Annotated in this window: 17 protein-coding genes and 2 pseudogenes; 13 read left to right on the top strand and 6 right to left on the bottom strand. The window is 60.3% G+C overall.

From position 1 onward, the window contains the following. The first annotated feature begins 193 nt into the window (after positions 1-193). A complete protein-coding gene (locus NK667_RS24905; protein ID WP_054616439.1) occupies positions 194-1,996 on the top strand; it encodes an acyl-CoA dehydrogenase in 1,803 nt (600 codons plus the stop codon). Between the two features lie 133 nt (positions 1,997-2,129). On the opposite strand, the gene NK667_RS32940 is transcribed toward NK667_RS24905, so the two are convergent. From NK667_RS32940 to NK667_RS24920, 4 genes and pseudogenes are all read right to left on the bottom strand, one after another. Continuing rightward, entirely contained in the window at positions 2,130-2,975 is an 846-nt protein-coding gene (locus tag NK667_RS32940) for a methyl-accepting chemotaxis protein (protein ID WP_446033160.1), read from the bottom strand. 21 nt (positions 2,976-2,996) lie between these two features. Continuing rightward, positions 2,997-4,082, bottom strand: a pseudogene (locus tag NK667_RS32945) (HAMP domain-containing protein); the annotation flags it as partial. A gap of 101 nt (positions 4,083-4,183) precedes the next feature. Next, positions 4,184-4,486 carry a cell division protein ZapA gene (locus NK667_RS24915; RefSeq protein WP_054053209.1) on the bottom strand — a complete coding sequence of 101 codons (303 nt, stop codon included), beginning with the start codon at positions 4,484-4,486 and terminating at the stop codon, positions 4,184-4,186. Beyond that, positions 4,483-4,713, bottom strand: a complete 231-nt coding sequence (locus NK667_RS24920) for a hypothetical protein (RefSeq protein ID WP_054053207.1) — start codon at positions 4,711-4,713, stop codon at positions 4,483-4,485. Before NK667_RS24920 ends, NK667_RS24915 begins: the two co-directional genes overlap by 4 nt. A 290-nt stretch (positions 4,714-5,003) precedes the next feature. Here NK667_RS24920 and NK667_RS32895 point away from each other — a divergent pair. The 5 genes and pseudogenes from NK667_RS32895 to selO form a co-directional block, all read left to right on the top strand. After that, positions 5,004-5,759 (top strand): annotated as a pseudogene (locus NK667_RS32895) (MCP four helix bundle domain-containing protein); the annotation flags it as partial. Beyond that, on the top strand, positions 5,751-6,614 hold the full coding sequence (locus NK667_RS32900; RefSeq protein WP_375538996.1) for a methyl-accepting chemotaxis protein: 864 nt from the start codon (positions 5,751-5,753) through the stop codon (positions 6,612-6,614). The pseudogene NK667_RS32895 and the gene NK667_RS32900, both read left to right, overlap by 9 nt. 223 nt (positions 6,615-6,837) lie before the next feature. Then, the gene (locus tag NK667_RS24930; RefSeq protein ID WP_054053202.1) at positions 6,838-8,580 is read left to right on the top strand and encodes a potassium/proton antiporter; all 1,743 of its coding nucleotides are present in this window, start codon (positions 6,838-6,840) and stop codon (positions 8,578-8,580) included. 37 nt (positions 8,581-8,617) lie between these two features. After that, the gene (mscK, locus tag NK667_RS24935) at positions 8,618-11,986 is read left to right on the top strand and encodes a mechanosensitive channel MscK (protein ID WP_054616441.1); all 3,369 of its coding nucleotides are present in this window, start codon (positions 8,618-8,620) and stop codon (positions 11,984-11,986) included. Positions 11,987-12,034: 48 nt separating this feature from the next. Beyond that, on the top strand, positions 12,035-13,498 hold the full coding sequence (gene selO / locus NK667_RS24940; RefSeq protein WP_054616442.1) for a protein adenylyltransferase SelO: 1,464 nt from the start codon (positions 12,035-12,037) through the stop codon (positions 13,496-13,498). A gap of 2 nt (positions 13,499-13,500) precedes the next feature. Here the strand turns inward: selO and NK667_RS24945 are convergent, their stop codons facing one another. Next, positions 13,501-13,737: a hypothetical protein gene (locus tag NK667_RS24945; protein WP_054616443.1), complete on the bottom strand. Its 237-nt coding sequence runs from the start codon at positions 13,735-13,737 to the stop codon at positions 13,501-13,503. 216 nt (positions 13,738-13,953) lie between these two features. On the opposite strand from NK667_RS24945, the gene trxC reads away from it, so the two are divergent. Then, complete coding sequence (gene trxC / locus NK667_RS24950; RefSeq protein WP_054616444.1) at positions 13,954-14,388, top strand: thioredoxin TrxC; 435 nt, start codon at positions 13,954-13,956, stop codon at positions 14,386-14,388. A 133-nt stretch (positions 14,389-14,521) separates the two neighbouring features. Here trxC and NK667_RS24955 read toward each other — a convergent pair whose 3' ends face one another. Further along, the gene (locus NK667_RS24955; protein ID WP_054053184.1) at positions 14,522-15,292 is read right to left on the bottom strand and encodes a ParA family protein; all 771 of its coding nucleotides are present in this window, start codon (positions 15,290-15,292) and stop codon (positions 14,522-14,524) included. Positions 15,293-15,649: 357 nt separating this feature from the next. Here NK667_RS24955 and NK667_RS24960 point away from each other — a divergent pair, with 357 nt between their 5' ends. From NK667_RS24960 to NK667_RS24985, 6 genes are read left to right on the top strand one after another with little or no spacing between them, the layout of a single operon-like run. Further along, positions 15,650-16,375, top strand: coding sequence for a beta-ketoacyl synthase chain length factor (locus NK667_RS24960; RefSeq protein ID WP_054616445.1), 726 nt, complete (start codon positions 15,650-15,652; stop codon positions 16,373-16,375). After that, positions 16,351-17,160, top strand: a complete 810-nt coding sequence (locus NK667_RS24965) for a lysophospholipid acyltransferase family protein (RefSeq protein WP_054053178.1) — start codon at positions 16,351-16,353, stop codon at positions 17,158-17,160. The genes NK667_RS24960 and NK667_RS24965 overlap by 25 nt, the downstream gene beginning before the upstream one ends. Further along, entirely contained in the window at positions 17,141-17,401 is a 261-nt protein-coding gene (locus NK667_RS24970) for a phosphopantetheine-binding protein (protein WP_054053176.1), read from the top strand. The genes NK667_RS24965 and NK667_RS24970 overlap by 20 nt, the downstream gene beginning before the upstream one ends. 9 nt (positions 17,402-17,410) lie before the next feature. Further along, positions 17,411-17,665: an acyl carrier protein gene (locus NK667_RS24975; protein WP_007992314.1), complete on the top strand. Its 255-nt coding sequence runs from the start codon at positions 17,411-17,413 to the stop codon at positions 17,663-17,665. Next, positions 17,662-18,207 carry a COG4648 family protein gene (locus NK667_RS24980; RefSeq protein ID WP_054616446.1) on the top strand — a complete coding sequence of 182 codons (546 nt, stop codon included), beginning with the start codon at positions 17,662-17,664 and terminating at the stop codon, positions 18,205-18,207. Before NK667_RS24975 ends, NK667_RS24980 begins: the two co-directional genes overlap by 4 nt. Continuing rightward, positions 18,204-19,883: an ApeI family dehydratase gene (locus tag NK667_RS24985; protein ID WP_054616447.1), complete on the top strand. Its 1,680-nt coding sequence runs from the start codon at positions 18,204-18,206 to the stop codon at positions 19,881-19,883. Before NK667_RS24980 ends, NK667_RS24985 begins: the two co-directional genes overlap by 4 nt. The last annotated feature ends 150 nt before the right edge of the window (positions 19,884-20,033 follow it).

Here is a 20,033-nt window from a genome sequence, read left to right on the forward strand (position 1 = left end):
TGGGAGCGGGCTTGCTCGCGAATGCGGTGCAACAGTCAATATTGATGTCGACTGACACACCGCCATCGCGAGCAAGCCCGCTCCCACATTTGATTAGCGGTGCCCGCACCACACCATCACGCTCATCAATCATCCTGTTCAGCCTTTATTCCCACGCCTAGACTCGGTCCATTCCAAAAAAAGGTAGGCCGACATGTCCGAGACGTTGCTCAGTTCCCGCAATCTGGCTTTCGAGCTGTACGAAGTCCTCGATGCCGAGGGCCTGACCCAGCGTGAGCGGTTCGCCGAGCACAATCGCGAGACGTTTGACGCCGCCATTGGCACCGCCCGCAGCATTGCCGAGAAGTTCTTCGCCCCGCATAACCGCAAGAACGACGAGAACGAGCCGCGCTATGAGAACGGTCAGGCGATTCTGATTCCTGAAGTGAAACCGGCGGTGGATGCGTTCCTCGAAGCCGGTTTCCTCAACGCCGCGCGCAGTTTCGACGCCGGCGGCATGCAACTTCCTACATTGTTGTCCCAGGCCTGTTTTGCGCACTTCCAGTCGGCCAACGCGGCGTCGACCTCATATCCGTTCCTGACCATGGGCGCGGCCAACCTGATCGAAAGCTTCGGCACCGAAGAGCAGAAGCAGCGCTTTCTGCAACCAATGATCGATGGGCGTTTCTTCGGCACCATGGCGTTGACCGAACCCCACGCCGGGTCGTCGTTGTCGGATATTCGTACACGCGCAGAGCCGGCGTCTGACGGCACCTACCGCCTCAAGGGCAACAAGATCTTCATCTCCGGTGGCGATCACCCGCTCTCGGAAAACATCGTGCACATGGTGCTGGCCAAGTTGCCGGACGCACCGGCCGGGGTGAAAGGCATTTCGCTGTTTATCGTGCCCAAGTTCCTGGTCAACGATGACGGCAGTCTCGGCCAGCGCAACGACGTGTTGCTGGCCGGGTTGTTCCACAAGATGGGCTGGCGCGGCACCACCTCCACCGCGTTGAACTTCGGCGATAACGGCGAGTGTGTCGGCTATCTGGTGGGCAAGCCGCACCACGGTTTGAGCTACATGTTCCAGATGATGAACGAGGCGCGGATCGGCGTCGGCATGGGCGCGGTGATGCTTGGTTACGCCGGGTATCTGTACTCGCTGGAATATGCCCGCGAACGTCCCCAAGGCCGCGTGCCGGACAGCAAGGACCCGAACACCGCACCGGTGGCGATCATTCAGCACGCGGACGTCAAACGCATGTTGCTGACGCAAAAAGCCTACGTCGAAGGTTCGTTCGACCTGGGGCTGTACGCGGCGCGGCTGTTCGATGACACCACGACTCTGGAAACCGAAGAGGCGCGCAAACAGGCCCATGAGTTGCTGGATTTGCTCACGCCAATCGTCAAATCCTGGCCATCGGAGTTCTGCCTGAAGGCCAACGAACTGGCGATCCAGATTCTCGGCGGCCACGGTTACACCCGCGAGTATCCGGTGGAACAGTATTACCGCGACAACCGTTTGAACCCGATCCATGAAGGCACCCATGGCATTCAGTCGCTGGACTTGCTCGGGCGTAAATTGGCGCAGAACGGCGGTGCCGGGCTCAAGCAATTGATTCGACTGATCGCCAACACCGCCGAACGTGCTCAGGCGTATGAATCGCTGACTGCGTTGCGTGAGCCGTTGGAAAAACTGGTGGCGCGTCTGCAAACCGTGACCATCGGCCTACTGACCGATCTGGGCCAGGGCAAGGTCAACAGCAGTCTTGCTAACTCGGCGCTGTACCTGAAAGTGTTCGGGCACACGGTGATTGGTTGGCGTTGGCTGGAACAGGCGATTCGTGCTGAAGAAGGGTTGGCGAAAGGGAATGCGGCGGATGTGAGCTTCTATAAAGGCAAGCTGCAGGCGGCGCGGTATTTCCTGACGTGGGAAGTGCCGGGTTGCCACCATGAGTTGGCGATTCTGGAGGCTCGGGATGATGTTTGTTTGGGGATGCAGGATGAGTGGTTTTGATCGATCTTAGATTGGCGTAACGACCACAAAAAGATCGCAGCCTCGTTTCACTCGACAGCTCCTACAAGGGATCCGCGTAAACCTGTAGGAGCTGTCGAGTGAAACGAGGCTGCGATCTGTTGATCTTGATCTTTTAACTCAACTTGAACCCACCCATCTGCCGCGCCAAATCATCCGCCAACCGCTGCAACGTCTGGCAATCCTCACGACAGGCCCTGACTTCCCCCGCCGTCGCCCGAGCCAGATCGGAAATCCCCTGCACATTACGATTGATCTCTTCGGTCACCGCCGACTGCTCTTCCGTCGCAGTCGCCACTTGATGGTTCATGTCGCTGATGCGCTCGATCTGTCCGGTAATCGCGGTCAACGACGTCCCGGTGCGCTGGCTCGATTCAACGCCAGTGCCAGTCGCCGCCTGCCCCGAATGCATCGACGACACGGCATTTTCCGCACCCTGCTTGAGGCTGCCGATCATCTGCTGAATCTCGTCGGTAGACGACTGAGTCCGCCGCGCCAACGTCCGCACTTCATCGGCAACTACCGCAAACCCACGGCCCATATCACCGGCGCGCGCCGCTTCAATCGCCGCGTTCAGCGCCAACAGGTTGGTCTGTTCGGAAATCCCGCGAATCACTGCCAGCACCTGATCGATCGACGCGACTTGATGCGCCAACTCCCCCACCGCCGTGGCGGCGACGCCGATTTCGTCGGACATGCTTTCTATATGGCGGATCGAACCACCGACCACTTCCCGGGCCTGCAGCGCTTCATCGCGCGCGGTTTGCGAGGCGACCGCTGCGTTGCCGGCGTTCTGGGCGATTTCCTGTACGGTCAGGCCCATCTCGTGAACGGCGGTGGCGACCATGTCGGTCATTTCCTGCTGACGCCCGGAACGCTCGGCGGTGTTATCGACCACCTTCGCCACCTGGCCGACTGCGGTGCGCAGACGTTCGCTGGTGGTCAGCACTTCGCCGATCATGTCGCGCTGACTTTCGAGGAATCGATTGAAGCCCCGCGCCAGGTCGCCCAACTCATCGGCGCGGCTGGAATCTAACCGGTGGGTCAAATCTCCACCACCGCTACCGATAGCTACCAGCGCCGCTGTTACCTGACGGATCGGTCGAACCATCCCACGGGCCAACAACACCACCAGCATCAGGCACACCAGTGCCACCGCGAGGCCGATTGCGCTGCTCATCCACATGGCGCGGCGGGCTTCGGCGTAGATCTGCGACTGTGGCACTTCGGCCACCAGGGTCCATCCGAGATCGCGCAGCGGCAGACTTAGCGCCAGAAAGTCTTCACCATCGCGTGCAAAGGTGCTGTTGGTGGCAAATGCTTTTGAGGTAGAGAGGTGACCCATGACCGCTTGCGCCGCCGGAGCTCCGATCTGCTCGGCCAACGTACGTTTGCCACTGAATTGCGCCTCGGGATGAACCTGGATCAAACCGTCGGAACGCACGAGATAGACCTTGCCGCGCTCACCGAAGTTGAAGTTGTGGATCAGCTCCGACAGCTCTTTCATGCTCAGCCCAAGCCCGGCAACGCCCACGACTTTGCCGGCCTGCTCGACCTTGAGGTCGATGAACAGCGCCAATTCTCCGGTCGCGGTGTCATTGTCGATATTGAGGGTGCGCGGCTGGTTGCTGTCGAGAAAGGAATAGAACCAGGCGTCCTTGGGGTTGGAACGACTGAGGGTCCGATCCAGGCCTTTTTCCGTAAGGTAGTGATTGGAAGCGGTGCCGACGATCAGCGCGGTAAAGGCTTTGTGCTCGGCGCGGATGCCTTCCAGATACTTCACGAACGTGTCGGTCTGGGCACTGTTTTCCCCCCCGGCCAACCAGTCGCGCACCATGCTATTGCTGGCGATGTCCTTGGCGGCGGTGAGGGGCTGGACGAGGATGCGTTCGATGTCGTTGCGCATCGCTTCGATGCTCGACGGCAGCGCCTGTTCGACCAGATAGCTCTGGGCGAGGCGGTTGACCACCAGGGTATAAACGCCAACCACGATCAGAATACTGACCAGCAGGGCGGTGCCCATACTCAGGATCAACTGCCATTGAATACTGCGTCGCCAGAACTGCATGGAACACCCCCAAAGAATAAGTGGCTGAAACACTGCAACAGCCGTGCCGATTGTATACAACACAGTCGACAAATTTATTCTTTGGTTGTGCTCAAAGCCGATCAGGCCTGATTGATCGTCTTGGCGATCACTTCAACCGTGGCGCTGACTTGCTCTTGGTAACGGTCGAGTTCCTGCTGGTGCTGCTTTTTCATTTCAATCTGCTGGGAGCACAGATTCATCGCTGCCAGTACCAACAAGCGATCACCGATCAGTGTCGGGTATTTCTTTTTGGTGTCGGCCAAGGCCGCCTTCAACATCATGGCGGCGTCCAGCAGGGTCTGCTCTTCCCCGGCCGGCGCCTTGATCGAATAGTCCTCCCCCAGGATCGAGACGACTTTTACCCCTGCGGCGCCCTGATTCATGCGCTGACAGGGCCGGCGCTGACGCGCTCAACCAAGGCCTGGATACGTGCGGCGGTAGCGCCTTGTTTCTCTTCCTGTTCCATCAGGCTCAGTTGCAGGCTTTCGTTTTCATCCTTGGCCTGAGCCAGTTCGGCGCTCAGGGTCTGGTTGGTGCCGAGCAGGCTCTGGTTCTGTTGCACCAGGTCGCTGACCAGTTGTTCCAATTGACTCAGGGATGCTTCCAACATTTTGATTTTCCAGGCTTTTTCAAAGGGCGCGTACGATAAAGAAAAGTCACCACGGATGCCAGGGTTATTGGGGCGCAAAGCCTTGATTTTCCTGACGGGCGACCTTCCTCGCGAGTTTTAAAGACTGTGATTGGCAGATCTGGTTCCTGCACTTCGTCGCCGGAAAACGCGTGCGACAAATACGCGCAGGGGCTCAAGACTTTAGTCGTAGAACCGATAAGCCATGCATACAGCAGTCTCAGCCCCGCACGGATGCGCTTTTCCCGGTAAACACCATGTCCCTCCGTAATATGAATATCGCCCCGCGGGCGTTCCTCGGGTTTGCCCTGATTGGCGCTCTGATGCTGATCCTGGGGGTATTTTCCCTGAACCAGATGAGCAAGATTCGCGCAGCCGGTGAAGACATCGCCAACGCCAGCGTGCCGAGCATCAAGAGCCTCGACGAATTCACTCAGCTGACGCTGCGCCTGCGCGTGCTGTCCTACCGTTTGCTGATCAACCGCGAACCGGACGTGCAGCAGAAAACCATGGAGCTGTTCGACCAGCGCAACCAGCAGATCCGTGATGCTCAACGAGTCTATGAACCGTTGATCGACGGCCCGCAGGAACGCGCGGCGTATGACCAGTACGTGCAGTTGCTGGCGCAGTACCGTCAACTCGAAGACCGGATGAAGAGCCTGTCGCGCAACAATCAGATTGATGATCTGAGCAAAATGCTCAACACCGAACTGCTGGCCAACTCTGAAGCGGTCAACAAGGCCCTCGCGAAATTGCTGGAGATCAACACCCAGCAAATCGCCGAAACGGATAAAGGTGCGAGCGATCAGTATTCGGCGTCCTTTAACCTGGTTATCACCCTGTTGGTCATCGCCACCGGCCTGACCCTGCTGTTCGCCTGGCTGCTGACCAACAGCATCACCAAGCCGATCGCCAACGCCTTGAGCGCCGCCGAAGAAATCGCCGAGGGCAACCTGACCCGTCCGATTACCGTCGATGGCGAAGATGAAGCAGGCCGTTTGCTGCTCGCCATGTCGAAGATGCAGGAAAAGCTGCGCGACACCCTGCAACGGATTTCCGGCTCGGCTACGCAACTGGCGTCCGCCGCTGAAGAGCTGAACAGCGTCACCGACGAAAGCGCCCGGGGCCTGACGCAGCAGAACAACGAAATCGAACAAGCTGCCACTGCGGTCAACGAAATGACCAGCGCCGTGGAAGAAGTCGCGCGCAACGCCGTGAGCACCTCCGAAGCCTCGAAAAACGCCACCACCTCCGCCGGTGACGGCCGTGACCTGGTGCAGGAAACCGTCAGCGCCATCGAACGCATGAGCGCCGACGTGCAAAGCACCGCGACGCTGATTGGCGACCTGGCTAACGAATCCCGCGACATCGGCAAGGTACTGGACGTGATTCGCGGCTTGGCGGATCAAACCAACTTGCTGGCCCTGAACGCGGCAATCGAAGCAGCCCGAGCTGGTGAAGCCGGGCGTGGTTTTGCGGTGGTGGCGGATGAGGTTCGGGCCTTGGCGCACCGTACCCAGCAATCGACCAGCGAAATCGAACGCATGATCGGCAGCATCCAGAGCGGCACCGAGCACGCCGTGGATTCGATGCGCAACAGCACCGAACGCGCGGAATCGACGCTGAACATCGCCCGTGGCGCCGGGATGTCGCTGGACACGATCAACAGTGCGATTGTCGAGATCAACGAACGCAACCTGGTGATCGCCAGCGCGGCGGAAGAGCAGGCGCAAGTGGCTCGCGAAGTGGACCGCAACCTGGTGAACATCCGCGATCTGTCGGTGCAATCGGCGACCGGGGCGAATCAGACCAGTGCTGCGAGCAATGAGCTGTCGCGCCTGGCGCTGGACCTGAACAACATGGTTGGGCGGTTTAGCCTCTAAACGAAGATCGCATCACTGCCGAAAAGATCGCAGCCTCGTTTCACTCGACAGCTCCTACAGGTTTACGCAGATCCTTTGTAGGAGCTGTCGAGTGAAACGAGGCTGCGATCTTTTGATCTGCAAAACCTTTTTGACAGCATCACATTTCAACAGGTTAGAATCGCTGGCACGCAGACTGCATGGTCAGTTTGTGCCCGCCTTTCAGCTTTCTGGAGTATTGCCTTTGAATGCGACGACCATCAACAGCCTGTTCTTGATCGGCGCGTTGCTGGTGGGTGCGAGCATTCTGGTGAGTTCCCTTTCGTCCCGCCTCGGTATCCCGATTCTGGTGATTATCCTGGCCGTGGGCATGGCTGCTGGCGTTGACGGCGGCGGCATTATTTTCGATAACTACCCAACGGCCTATCTGGTCGGCAACCTCGCATTGGCGGTGATCCTGCTCGACGGCGGCTTGCGCACGCGGGTGGCGAGTTTTCGCGTAGCGTTATGGCCGGCGTTGTCGCTGGCCACGGTCGGGGTGTTGATCACCACCGGGCTGACCGGCATGGCCGCCGCCTGGCTGTTCAACCTGAACATCATCCAGGGCCTGCTGATCGGCGCCATCGTCGGCTCCACCGATGCCGCGGCGGTGTTCTCGCTGTTGGGTGGCAAAGGCCTGAACGAGCGGGTGACCGCCAGCCTCGAAATCGAATCCGGCAGCAACGACCCGATGGCGGTGTTCCTCACCGTGACCCTGATCGACATGCTCGCCAGCGGCCAGACCGGCCTGCACTGGAGCCTGCTCGGGCACTTAGTGCGTGAGTTCGGTATCGGTGGCGTCGTCGGCCTCGGCGGCGGCTGGGTCATGTTGCAGCTGGTCAACCGCATCAACCTGGCTAACGGCCTCTATCCAATCCTGGTGATTGCCGGCGGCCTGCTGATCTTCGCCCTGACCAACGCCTTGCATGGCAGCGGCTTCCTCGCCGTTTACCTGTGCGGCCTGGTGATCGGCAACCGCCCGGTGCGCAGCCGTCACGGCATTCTGCACATGCTCGACGGCATGGCCTGGCTGGCGCAGATCGGCATGTTCCTCGTGCTGGGCTTGCTGGTCACGCCGCATGACTTGTTGCCCATCGCCCTGCCCGCCCTGGGTTTGGCGCTGTGGATGATTCTGTTTGCCCGGCCGCTGTCGGTGATGGTCGGTCTGCTGCCGTTCAAAGCGTTCCACGGTCGCGAAAAAGCCTTTATTGCCTGGGTCGGCCTGCGCGGCGCGGTACCGATCATTCTGGCGGTGTTCCCGCTGATGGCCGGCCTGCCGCACGCCCAGCTCTACTTCAACCTCGCGTTCTTTATCGTGCTGGTGTCGCTGCTGGTACAAGGCACGAGCCTGCCGTGGGTCGCCAAGCTATTGAAAGTCACCGTTCCGCCGGAGCCCGCGCCGATCTCCCGGTCGGCCCTGGAAGTCCACGTCACCAGCGAGTGGGAACTGTTCGTTTATCGCCTCGGTGCCGAGAAATGGTGCATCGGCTCCCCGCTTCGCGAGCTGAAAATGCCCGAAGGCACCCGGATCGCGGCCCTGTTTCGTGGCCAGCAACTGCTCCATCCGTCGGGTAGTACGGTGCTCGAAGTCGACGATTTGCTCTGCGTGATCGGCCATGAACACAACCTGACGGCCCTCGGAAAACTCTTCAGCCAGGCCCCGCAACGGGGTCTCGATCTGCGTTTCTTCGGCGACTTCGTACTCGAAGGAGACGCCCAGCTGGCCGCGGTTGCGGCGCTGTACGGCTTGAAAGTCGAAGGCATCGATCCGGACATGTCCCTGGCCCGCTTCATTGCCCAGAAAGTGGGCGGTGCGCCAGTTGTGGGCGACCAGGTGGAGTGGAATAACACCATTTGGACGGTTGCGGTCATGGACGGGAACAAGATCGGCAAAGTCGGCGTCAGATTCCCCGAAGGAAGTCGCCCGGGTCCGGGACTCTTCCTCTAAACTGCCATTCTTTTCACCTAGTTCCAGACCGGTATCTATGCCAACCCTGCGCTCTTTGTTCACCATTGCCCTGTTGGGCCTGAGTCTCTCCATTGGTACGTTGCAAGCCGGCGAACCGCCGTCCAGCGAAGCTGTGCAGGGAAGCCTGGACAGGATCGCCGACCGCAAACTGCCGGAAGCCGACCAGAAAGCCCTGCAATCGATTCTGCAGAACACGCTGACTCAGCTCACCAGCAAAAGCGATTACGATCAGAAACTGATCGATCTGAAGCAGCAACTGGCCACCGCGCCCAAGCAGAACATCGAGAATCAGCGTGAACTGGCCCGACTCAAGGCCACCAAGGTTGCGCCCATCGAGCAGCGCTACGCCAACTCGTCGATCCAGCAACTCGAACAGATGCTGACCGAGCGCTCTACCCAGCAGGGCGAACTGCAAAAAGCCCTGGCCGAGGCCAACAGCCTGATCATCACCGCCCAGACCCGCCCCGAGCGCGCCCAGGCCGAGATCGCCACCAGCCAGACGCGCATCCAGCAGATCAACAACATCCTCAAGGCCGGCAAAGACAACGGCAAGACCTTGAGCATCGAGCAGCGTGACCAGCTCAACGCCGAACTCGCGGCACTGAATGCCCTGATCCCGCTGCGCCGCCAGGAACTGGCCGGTAACAGCCAGTTGCAAGACCTGGGCAACAGCCAGCACGACTTGCTATCGGAAAAAGTCGCGCGCCAGGATCAGGAAATCCAGGAACTGCAAACCCTGATCAACCAGAAACGCCTGGCCCAGTCCCAAGAGACCGTGACCCAACAGTCCATCGAAGCGCAGAAGTCCGGCAGCAGCAGCTTGCTGGCCACTGAAAGCGCGATGAACCTGAAACTCTCCGACTACCTGCTCAAAAGCACCGACCGCCTCAACGAAGTCACCCAGCAGAACCTGCAAACCAAGCAGCAGCTGGACAGCGTGACCCAGAGCGATTCGGCCCTGGACGAGCAAATCAACGTGCTCAAGGGCAGCCTGCTGCTGTCCAAGATTCTCTATAAACAGAAACAGGCCCTGCCACGCCTCAAGCTCGACCGCGACCTGGCGGACCAGATCGCCGACATTCGCCTGTATCAGTTTGAAGTCAGCCAGCAACGGGAACTGCTCAGCAACCCGGCCACTTACGTCGATAACCTGCTGGCGACCCAACCGCCAGAGCAAGTCACCCCGCAGTTGCGCAAAAACCTGCTGGAACTGGCCAACACCCGCGCCGACCTGCTGGAGCGACTGAACCGCGAATTGAGTGCGGTGCTCAACGAATCCATCACGCTGCAACTCAACCAGAAACAATTGCTCAGCACCGCGCAAAGCCTGCGGGCGACCCTCGACGAGCAGATGTTCTGGATTCCGAGCAACAAGCCGCTGGACCCGGAGTGGATGCGCGGCGTGCCGGAACGCCTGCAACGTCAGGTCACCACGCTGCCATGGACTTCGAGCCTGAGCGAGTTGAGCGACGGCCTGGTCCAGCGTCCGCTACTGTTTCTGCCCCTGGTGTTGTTGATCGGTGCCCTGCTGTGGCGGCGCAAGAGTCTGTATGCCCGCCTGAACAAGGTTCACCAGGACATCGGCCACTTCAAGCGTGACAGCCAGTGGCACACGCCGCAGGCGATTCTGATCAATATCCTGCTGGCGATGCCGGTGGCGCTGGGTCTGGCCTTGTGTGGCCTGGCCTTGCAGATCGACGCACGCGGGCAGAACGCCAACATGGGCGCGGCCTTGATACAAATGGGCCAGGCTTGGCTGGTGTTCTACACCGCCTACCGAATCCTCGCGCCGGGCGGCGTGGCCGAACTGCATTTCCGTTGGGAAAAACCTCAGGTCGAGTTCCTGCAGGGTTGGGTTCGCCGTCTCGGATTAGTGGTCATGGCGCTGGTTGCCGTGGTGGCGGTCGCTGAACTGCAACCAGCGGCACTGGCCGATGACGTGCTCGGCATGCCGGTGGTGCTGACCTGTTATGCCTTGATGGCCTGGTTGCTCAGTCGCCTGCTGATCAGCAGCCCGACCCATAAAAGCGCTTCGCTGTTCCGCAAGGCCGTGGGGGTGATGTTCACGGTCCTGCCCGTCGCGTTGTTCGTGGCGGTGTGCTTCGGCTATTACTACACCGCGCTGAAACTCAGCGACCGGTTGATCAACACCTTGTACCTGCTGATGTTCTGGCTGGTGATCGAAGCCACATTCGTACGTGGTCTCAGCGTTGCGGCCCGGCGCCTGGCCTACCAGCGCGCCCTGGCCAAACGCCAGGCGGCCAAAGAGGCCGGCGACGGCGAAGCGGTGATCGAAGAACCGACCCTGGACATCGAGAAGGTCAACGAACAGTCGTTGCGCCTGATCCGTCTGGCGCTGCTCGGCGGTTTCATTGCGGCGCTGTACTGGGTCTGGTCGGACCTGATTTCGGTGTTCTCGTACCTCGACAACGTCACCCTCTACGAATACACCAGCGGCACCGGCGCCAACATGAGCATGGTGCCGATCAGCATCGGCGACATGCTCGGCGCGCTGATCATCATCGGCATCACTTTCGCCCTTGCGCGCAACTTGCCGGGTCTGTTGGAAGTATTGGTGCTTTCCAAGCTGAATCTGGCCCAAGGCAGCGCCTACGCGACAACCACGCTGCTGTCCTACGTGATCGCCGGTGTCGGTTTCGTCTCGACCCTGTCCACCCTCGGCGTGAGTTGGGACAAGTTGCAATGGCTGGTGGCGGCGCTATCGGTGGGGTTGGGCTTCGGGATGCAGGAGATTTTCGCCAACTTCATCTCCGGCATCATGATCCTGTTCGAACGCCCGGTGCGGATCGGCGACACCATCACCATCGGCAACCTGTCGGGCACGGTCAGCAAGATCCGCATCCGCGCCACGACCATTACCGACTTCGACCGCAAGGACATCATCGTCCCGAACAAGACGTTCATCACCGGGCAACTGATCAACTGGTCCCTGACCGACACGATCACCCGGGTGACCCTCAAGCTTGGCGTCGACTACGGTTCGGACCTGGACCTGGTCAAATCCCTGTTGCTGCAAGCCGCACGGGATAACCCGCGAGTGCTCAAGGAACCCGAGCCTCACGTGTACTTCCTGAACTTCGGCGAAAGCACCCTCGACCACGAGTTGCGCATGCATGTGCGCGATCTCGGCGACCGCAACCCGGTGCTCGATGAGGTCAACCGCTTCATCAACCACGAGTTCAAGAAGCAGCACATCAACATCTCGTTCCGGCAGATGGAGGTTTATCTGAAGAACCTGCACGGCCAGGAATACAAGTTGGTGCCGGTCGAGGAAGAGAAAAAAACCATCATCTCCCGCGAAGCGCCCCACGAAGCCCTGCGCGACGACCCGATGCAAGAGCCGCCCGAGACCAAACTCGACTAACCGCCTTATCCCTAGCAGAATGCTCGGACATTCTGCTGGAGATGGCCGTTGAAACCCCTCGACGAACTGACCTTCGATAATCGCTTCGCCCGCCTGGGCGACGCGTTCTCAACCCACGTGCTGCCGGAGCCCATTGCGAATCCGCGACTGGTGGTCGCCAGCCCCGCCGCCATGGCGCTGCTGGACCTGGACCCGGCCATGGCCGAGACGCCGGTGTTCGCCGAACTGTTCGGCGGCCACAAGCTCTGGGCCGAAGCCGAACCTCGGGCGATGGTTTATTCCGGGCATCAATTCGGTTCCTACAACCCGCAGTTGGGCGATGGTCGCGGCTTGTTGCTGGGCGAGGTCTACAACGAAGCCGGCGAGCACTGGGACTTGCACCTCAAGGGCGCCGGCCAGACACCTTACTCACGCATGGGCGATGGACGCGCGGTACTGCGCTCCTCGATCCGCGAGTTTCTCGCCTCCGAAGCACTGAATGCGCTGAACATCCCGACCACTCGCGCCCTGTGCGTGATCGGCTCCGACACGCCAGTCTGGCGTGAGAAACAGGAGCGCGCGGCCATGGTCCTGCGCCTGTCGCCGAGCCATGTGCGTTTCGGGCATTTCGAGTATTTCTACTACACCAAGCGCCCCGAGCAGCAAAAAGAACTCGGCGAGCACGTGCTGGCCATGCACTTTCCCGAATGCCTGGAACAGCCGGAACCGTATCTCGCGATGTTCCGCGAGATCGTCGAGCGCAACGCCGAACTGATCGCCAAATGGCAGGCTTATGGCTTCTGTCACGGCGTGATGAACACCGACAACATGTCGATCCTCGGCATCACCTTCGACTTCGGCCCGTTCGCCTTCCTCGATGACTTCGACGCCAATTTCATCTGCAACCACTCCGATGATCAGGGCCGCTATTCCTTCAGCAACCAGGTGCCGATCGGCCAGTGGAACCTCAGCGCCCTGGCCCAGGCCCTGACGCCGTTCATCAGCGTCGAAGCCCTGCGCGAAACCCTCGGCCTGTACTTGCCGCTGTACCAGGCGCATTACCTCGACCTCATGCGCCGCCGCCTCGGGCTGACTACCGCCGAAGACGACGACCAGAAACTGCTGGAACGCCTGCTGCAACTGATGCAGAACAGCGGCGTTGATTACACGTTGTTCTTCCGCCGCCTCGGGGATGAATCACCGGAACTCGCCGTCGCCCGGCTGCGCGATGATTTTGTCGACATCAAGGGTTTCGATGCCTGGGGCGAGCTGTATATCGCCCGGGTTGCCCGTGAGGGCGCGGTGGATCAGGAACAGCGCCGGGGTCGGATGCACGCGGTCAATCCGCTGTACATCCTGCGTAACTATCTGGCGCAGAAGGCTATCGATGCAGCAGAGAGTGGCGACTATGCGGAGGTTCGCCGTTTGCATGCAGTGTTGAGCAATCCGTTTCAGGAACAGCCGGGGATGGAGAGCTACGCCGAGCGGCCGCCGGAGTGGGGCAAGCATCTGGAGATCAGTTGTTCGTCGTGAGGCTAAACAACACAGAACTCAGATTTCATTGACCAGCGCTCGCCGTTATAGGCTTCGATGTGATCGTCCATGATCGCCACAAGGCTCGCCAGCGAATGGCGCTTTTCAGTGCCGATCATGGCTACCAGTTCCTCGCGCGACTGCACCAGAAGTTCGCATTCGGCTTCTGATTCAGGCCGTTTTAACAACCACGCTATATAAGGCCAAAGTTCGGCGGCTTGCTTGACGATGTCGCTCATTATTGTTCAACCCTACTGGCGTCGTGGCATAGATGCGGGAAAGTACGGTCAAGATTAATAGTAGCCCTGCCCGGAGCAAATCAGTCAGGAGCATCAGGCCTCGTAGGAGCTTTTTTTGGATGATGAGAGAAATTTCACTCAAAACCTCTTACTTGATAAACATCATTTCCGACTCCAGATCAGTTCCATTGATTGCCCATTCATCCAGAGCCCGCCATGTCCGACTCATTACTGATCCCCTGCCCCCACTGCAACGGCCTCAACCGCATCCCCGGCGAGCGCCTCAGCGACCATCCGAAATGCGGGCGCTGCAAGGCTGAGGTGCTGCTGAGCAAGCCTTTCGAATTGAAACAAGGCGATTACGCCAGCCAGATCAAGGGCGATCTGCCGTTGTTGGTGGACGTGTGGGCGGAGTGGTGTGGGCCGTGCAAGTCGTTTGCGCCGGTGTTCGAGCAGGCGGCGGGGCAGTTGGCGGGCAAGTGTCGGCTGGCCAAGCTCGATAGCGAGGCGAACCAGCAGTTGTCGGCGCAATTGGGGATCCGCTCGATTCCGAGTTTGATTCTGTTCAAGAACGGCCGGGAAGTGGCGCGCCAGAGCGGGGCGTTTCCGCTGCCGCAGCTGATGAGTTGGTTGCGTAGCCAGGGGATCTGAAGCCACCCCGAATCAAAACTGTGGGAGCGGGCTTGCTCGCGAAGGCGGAGTGTCAGTCGACATCAACATTGACTGACACGACGCCTTCGCGAGCAAGCCCGCTCCCACATGGGTTCTGCGTTGTCTGTAGGGATCAGGCGTTTTCCAGCAGATTGTGCAGCTCGACAAACTGCTGAGTCAGTTTGTGTCGCGGATCAAGGTGGATCAGCGGCGTGTTGGCCTGGTGGGATTCGCGCATGCGCACCGAGCTGCCCAGGTACACCGGCAACACCGGCAAGCCTTCGGCAATCAGCTCGTCGAGGATTTGCTGGGGCAAACTCGCGCGGGCCTGGAACTGGTTGACCACGATGCCTTCGACTTCCAGGCCTTCGTTATGGTCTTCCTTCAATTCTTCGATTTCCGCAAGCAGGCCATACAGAGCCTGGCGCGAGAAGCTGTCGCAGTCGAAAGGGATCAGTACCCGATCAGCGGCAATCAGCGCCGATACCGCATAGAAGTTCAGCGCAGGCGGGGTGTCGAGGTAGATCCGATCGTAGTCTTCGCTCAGCTCATCGAGCAGTTTGCGCAGTTTGTTGATCTTGTGTTTTGCCTCGAGCTTGGGCTGCAAGTCGGCCAGCTCGGCGGTGGCGGTGATGACGTGGAGGTTGTCGAACGGAGTTTCGTAGATATCCACCTGGTTTTTCTTCGAGAACGGCCCGGACGACAGGGTCTGCTTGAAGAAGTCGGCGATCCCCATGGGAATGTCATTGCCGGTCAGGCCGGTGAGGTACTGAGTGGAGTTGGCCTGGGCATCGAGATCCACCAACAGCGTGCGATAACCCTCGCTGGCACTGACCGCAGCCAAATTGCAGGCAATGCTCGACTTACCCACTCCACCTTTCTGATTGAACACCACGCGCCGCATGTCAAAACCTCCGTGTATCAAAGAATGACCGAGTGTAGTAGTCCACGGCGTCGCTTAGCTACCTCGCAGGCATGAGGACTACACACTCAGGTGCATTCTCCTGATGAAAAAAGCGGCGAACTCACGCGTTGATCGCAGACAGAACCGACAGACTGGCCCGCCCCGATGTGGATAATGGCCATACGACAGCTTTTTCGCGGACCAAACGGTACATTTGATTGCGCAAAATGTAACCAGCATTTGCTACACGCCCGTCGCACCGGGATAATGCGCGCCACTCGGCGTTAAGCGCCACGTCAGGTCGGCCGCAGATTTTGCGACTTACCGCGTCAAGGAAAGCCCGCAGGGGCGGGATGAATTTCTGTGATCAACTTCAACATCGCCCAATGGCGCGCATGGGCCCCTGGGCTCGAAAGCGTGGACGATTGGCAGGCCTGGAGCCGACAACCGGTCGTGCTCCCGTGCAGCGATGCCGCCCCCGACGTATCGTTTCTGCCGGCCATGCAGCGCCGACGACTCAGCCGCCTGGCGCGGATGGCCTTTAGCGTTGGCTGGCCGTTGGCCGATGGTCGGCAGGACCTACCGTTGGTCTTTATTTCCCGTCACGGCGAGACCCCGCGCACCTTCGATATTCTCAGCGACCTGGCGGCGGATCAGCCGCTGTCGCCGACCCAGTTCAGCTTGTCGGTGCACAACGCGATCATTGGCCTGTGGTCGATCATGCGCGGCGAAACCAGCGAGATGACCGCCCTCGCCGCCGCTGGCGACGGGCTTGAACACGGCATGCTTGAGGCTGCGGCGCTACTTTCGGAAGGCGCGCCCGCCGTGCTGCTGGTGGTCACTGAAGAACAACCGCCAGAAGCCTATTCGGCCTGGATCGACGATGTGCCGTTTCCTTACGCGGTCGGTCTGTTGCTGACCCCCGGCACCGACTGGCAGCTGTCCCTGAACAGCCACCCGGATGAGCTGTCCAACGCTCACTGGCCCCATGCCTTGAATCTATTGCGTACCCTGCTCGGCCAGCAGTCAACCTGCCAACATGCCTGGAAAAATCGTGTATGGACCTGGCAACGCAACCCGTAATCGATAAAAACCGCGACGCCTACTACTGGCGCCTGCTGGCCACCGCCGCGAGCTTCACCCTGTTCGGGTTGGGCGGGCTGTGCCTGCGCCTGCTGGTTTTCCCGCTGCTCGGCTGCCTGCCCGGCGATGCGCAGGCTCACCGGCTGCGCGCGCGGAAAATTGTCAGTCGCTGTTTCTGGTTTTTTGTCCGTTTCATGGCCCGCACCGGCGTGCTGACCTACGACATTCAGGGTGCGGAAAAACTCGGGCGACCGGGGCAGATGATCATCGCCAATCACCCGTCGCTGATCGACGTGGTGTTTTTGATCGGTCTGATGCCGCACACCAACTGCGTCGTGAAAAAGAGCCTGTGGGAGAACCCGTTTACCCGAGGTCCGTTGCGCCGTACCGAATACATCAGCAACGACGGCAGCATGGACATGCTCGACGCCGCTGCCGACGCGCTGAAAAGCGGCCAGTCCTTGATCATTTTTCCAGAAGGCACGCGTACCCAACCCGGCCAGCCACCGGCCTTTCATCGGGGTGGCGCGGCCATTGCCCTGCGGGGTGCGAAAATCCTCACCCCGGTGATTATCAAGGTCAGCCCGACCACTTTGACCAAGGCCGAGCCCTGGTATCGGATCCCAAAACGCCGCGTGCACTTCAGTTTCCGTGTCGGGGCCGATATAGACCCACAGGCCTTTGCCGCACAAGGCGCTGCGCCCCAGGCTTCGCGCAAGCTCAACGATTACCTGCATCACTACTTTATTAAGGAGCTCGCCGAAGATGAGCGATCTGCACCGTGAGATAAAAAACCTGATCATCGAAGCCCTGGGCCTCGAAGACATCAGCGCCGACGACATCGGCGACGACCAGACCCTGTTCGGCGAAGGCCTGGGGCTGGACTCGGTAGACGCTCTGGAACTCGGCCTGGCGATCCAGAAAAAGTACGGCATCAAGATCGATGCCGACGCCAAGGACACCCGTAACCACTTCAGCAACGTGGCGAGCCTTGCGGCATTCGTCACTGCAAAACAGGCAGCTTGAGACCGGACCATGCAAACTCGTGACGATATCTTCAACACCCTGCGCGATGCCCTGGTCGAACTCTTCGAGCTGGACCCTGAGCGCGTGAGCCTGGAATCCAACCTGTATCAGGATCTGGAAATCGACAGCATCGACGCCGTCGACCTGATCGATCACATCAAGCGCCAGACCGGCAAGAAAATCGCCGCCGAAGAATTCAAATCGGTGCGTACCGTCAGCGATGTGGTCGAGGCGGTCTACCGTCTGGTTCAACCGGCCGCATGAGCCGAGTGATCGGCCTCGGCCTGCTGCTGGCGGGCCTGCTGTACCCCTTTGCGGTGTATTTCGGCATGGAGCATTTCGCGCCGTGGCAGTTCGGTCTGTTGCTCGGCAGCCTGTGGCTGGCGCGCGCACTGACCGGCGTACGCCGACCAGGCAGCCTGTGGATGGCCATCGTGGCCATCGTGTTTTGCCTGCTGCTGGCGGTGTTCGATAGCCCGGCGCTGCTGCGTTGGTACCCGGTGCTGATCAGCGGTTTCATGCTGGCGCTGTTCGGGCTGAGCCTGAAATACGGCCCGCCGATGGCCGAACGCCTGGCCCGTCTGCGTGAACCGCAGTTGCCGGCCAAGGCAATTGTTTATACGCGCCAGGTCACGGTGGCCTGGAGTGTGTTTTTTTTCTGCAACGGTTTGTGCGCCGCCGCGCTGACCCTTTGGGCGCCGCTGAGTTGGTGGATGTTGTACACCGGCCTGATCTCCTACGGGTTGATCGGCCTGATGTTTGCCATTGAATGGCTAATACGACAACGGGTACGAGGCCACCCATGACTTGGATAACACTTGAGCAATTGCTGCTCAAGGCTCAGCCGGAACGAGCCCTGACGGCCGAGCCGGCGTTGAATCACGCACAACTGTGCGCACAGGCCCTGAGCCTCGCCGCCGGCCTGCAAACCCAAGGCGTGCGGCGCATTGCCGTGCACCTGGAAGATGCCGCCGACCTGGCGATCGCGCTGCTGGGTGCCTGGCGTGCCGGGGTCAGCGTGTTGCTGCCCGCCGATTTGCAGCCGCAGACGCGCCAGCGCTGGTCGACGGAAGTCGATCTGTGGCTGACCGATCAGGCTGACGATGCGCATCTGGCCGATTATCAGCATTCGCCGATGCCCGCCGCCGCGCTGGATCTGGATCGCTGTCAGCTGAGCCTGTGCACCTCCGGCTCCAGCGGCGAACCCAAGCGCATCGACAAAACCCTGCGGCAACTGGCCAATGAAGTCGAAGCGCTGGAACAGCTGTGGGGCGCGGACCTGGGCCAGGCTTGCATCATTGGCAGCGTCGGCACCCAACACATTTACGGTTTGCTGTTCCGCGTGCTTTGGCCGTTGTGCGCCGGGCGCCCATTCGTGCGCAAGCAACTGGCCTTTCCGGAAGACCTGCAGCGTGCCAGCCGCGAACATCCGGTGTTTGCCTGGGTTGCCAGTCCGGCGCTGCTCAAGCGCATGGGCGACAACCTCGACTGGCCGGCCTTGAGCGTGGTGCGCCGGGTGTTTTCCTCCGGCGGCGCGCTGCCCACCGAGGCTGCGCAAAGTCTGTTCGAACGCCTGGAGCAATGGCCGACGGAAATCCTCGGCAGCTCGGAAACCGGCGGCATCGCCTGGCGCCAAGGGCAAGACCTGTGGCAACCGTTCGCCAACGTCATGCTGAGCCAGGACAGCGACGGCGCCCTGCTTATCGCCTCGCCGTACCTGCCCGCCGACCACATAGAACACACCGCCGACGCCGCACGGATCGCCGCTGACGGTCGTTTCGAACTGCTGGGACGGCTGGACCGCATCGTCAAACTGGAAGAAAAACGTATCTCGCTACCAATGCTGGAACAGGCACTGATGGCCCACGACTGGGTCGCCGAAGCGCGCCTCGGCGTGGTTCAGGAAAACCGCGCCTCACTGGGCGCACTGCTGGTGCTCAGCCAACAAGGGCTGCATGCCTTGCGCAATCAGGGGCGACGCACCCTCACTCAAGAATTGCGTCAGCACCTGAGTCAGCATTGCGAAGCCCTCGCCTTGCCTCGGCGCTGGCGCTTACTGCGACAACTGCCGTTGAACGCTCAGGGCAAACTGCCCCAGACCGACGTCGAAGCCCTGCTGCTGGCCCCGCGCCCCAAAGCGCCGGACGTGCTGCAACAGGTTGAAACCGATGGCGAGTGGAGCCTGCAACTGGCAGTGCCACCGGACCTGGCCTACTTCAGCGGGCACTTTCCACAAGCGCCGGTTTTGCCCGGCGTGGTGCAAGTGGATTGGGCGCTGAGCCTCGGTCAGCAACTGATGGATTTGCCGACCAACTTCGCCGGCATGGAAGTGCTGAAATTCCAGCAACTGGTGCGTCCTGGCGATGAAATCCAGTTGCACCTGCGCTTCGACCCGGTGCGCAGCAAGTTGTATTTCGCCTACCGCAACGACACCGCCACCTGCTCCAGCGGGCGGATCGTGCTGGAGGCGACCTGTGGGTAAGTTGAATTCCCGTGTAGCAGCTGCCGCAGGCTGCGTCCGAGTGCGAAGCGCTCGCAATCAGGCCGCCATGGTGATTCTGAAGGACCTCGTTGATCTGGTTTGCGACCGCTTCGCGGCCGAACGCAGGCTTCGCCAGCTGCTACAAGGGTG

It is taken from the genome of Pseudomonas nunensis (assembly GCF_024296925.1).
GTDB lineage: Bacteria > Pseudomonadota > Gammaproteobacteria > Pseudomonadales > Pseudomonadaceae > Aquipseudomonas > Aquipseudomonas nunensis.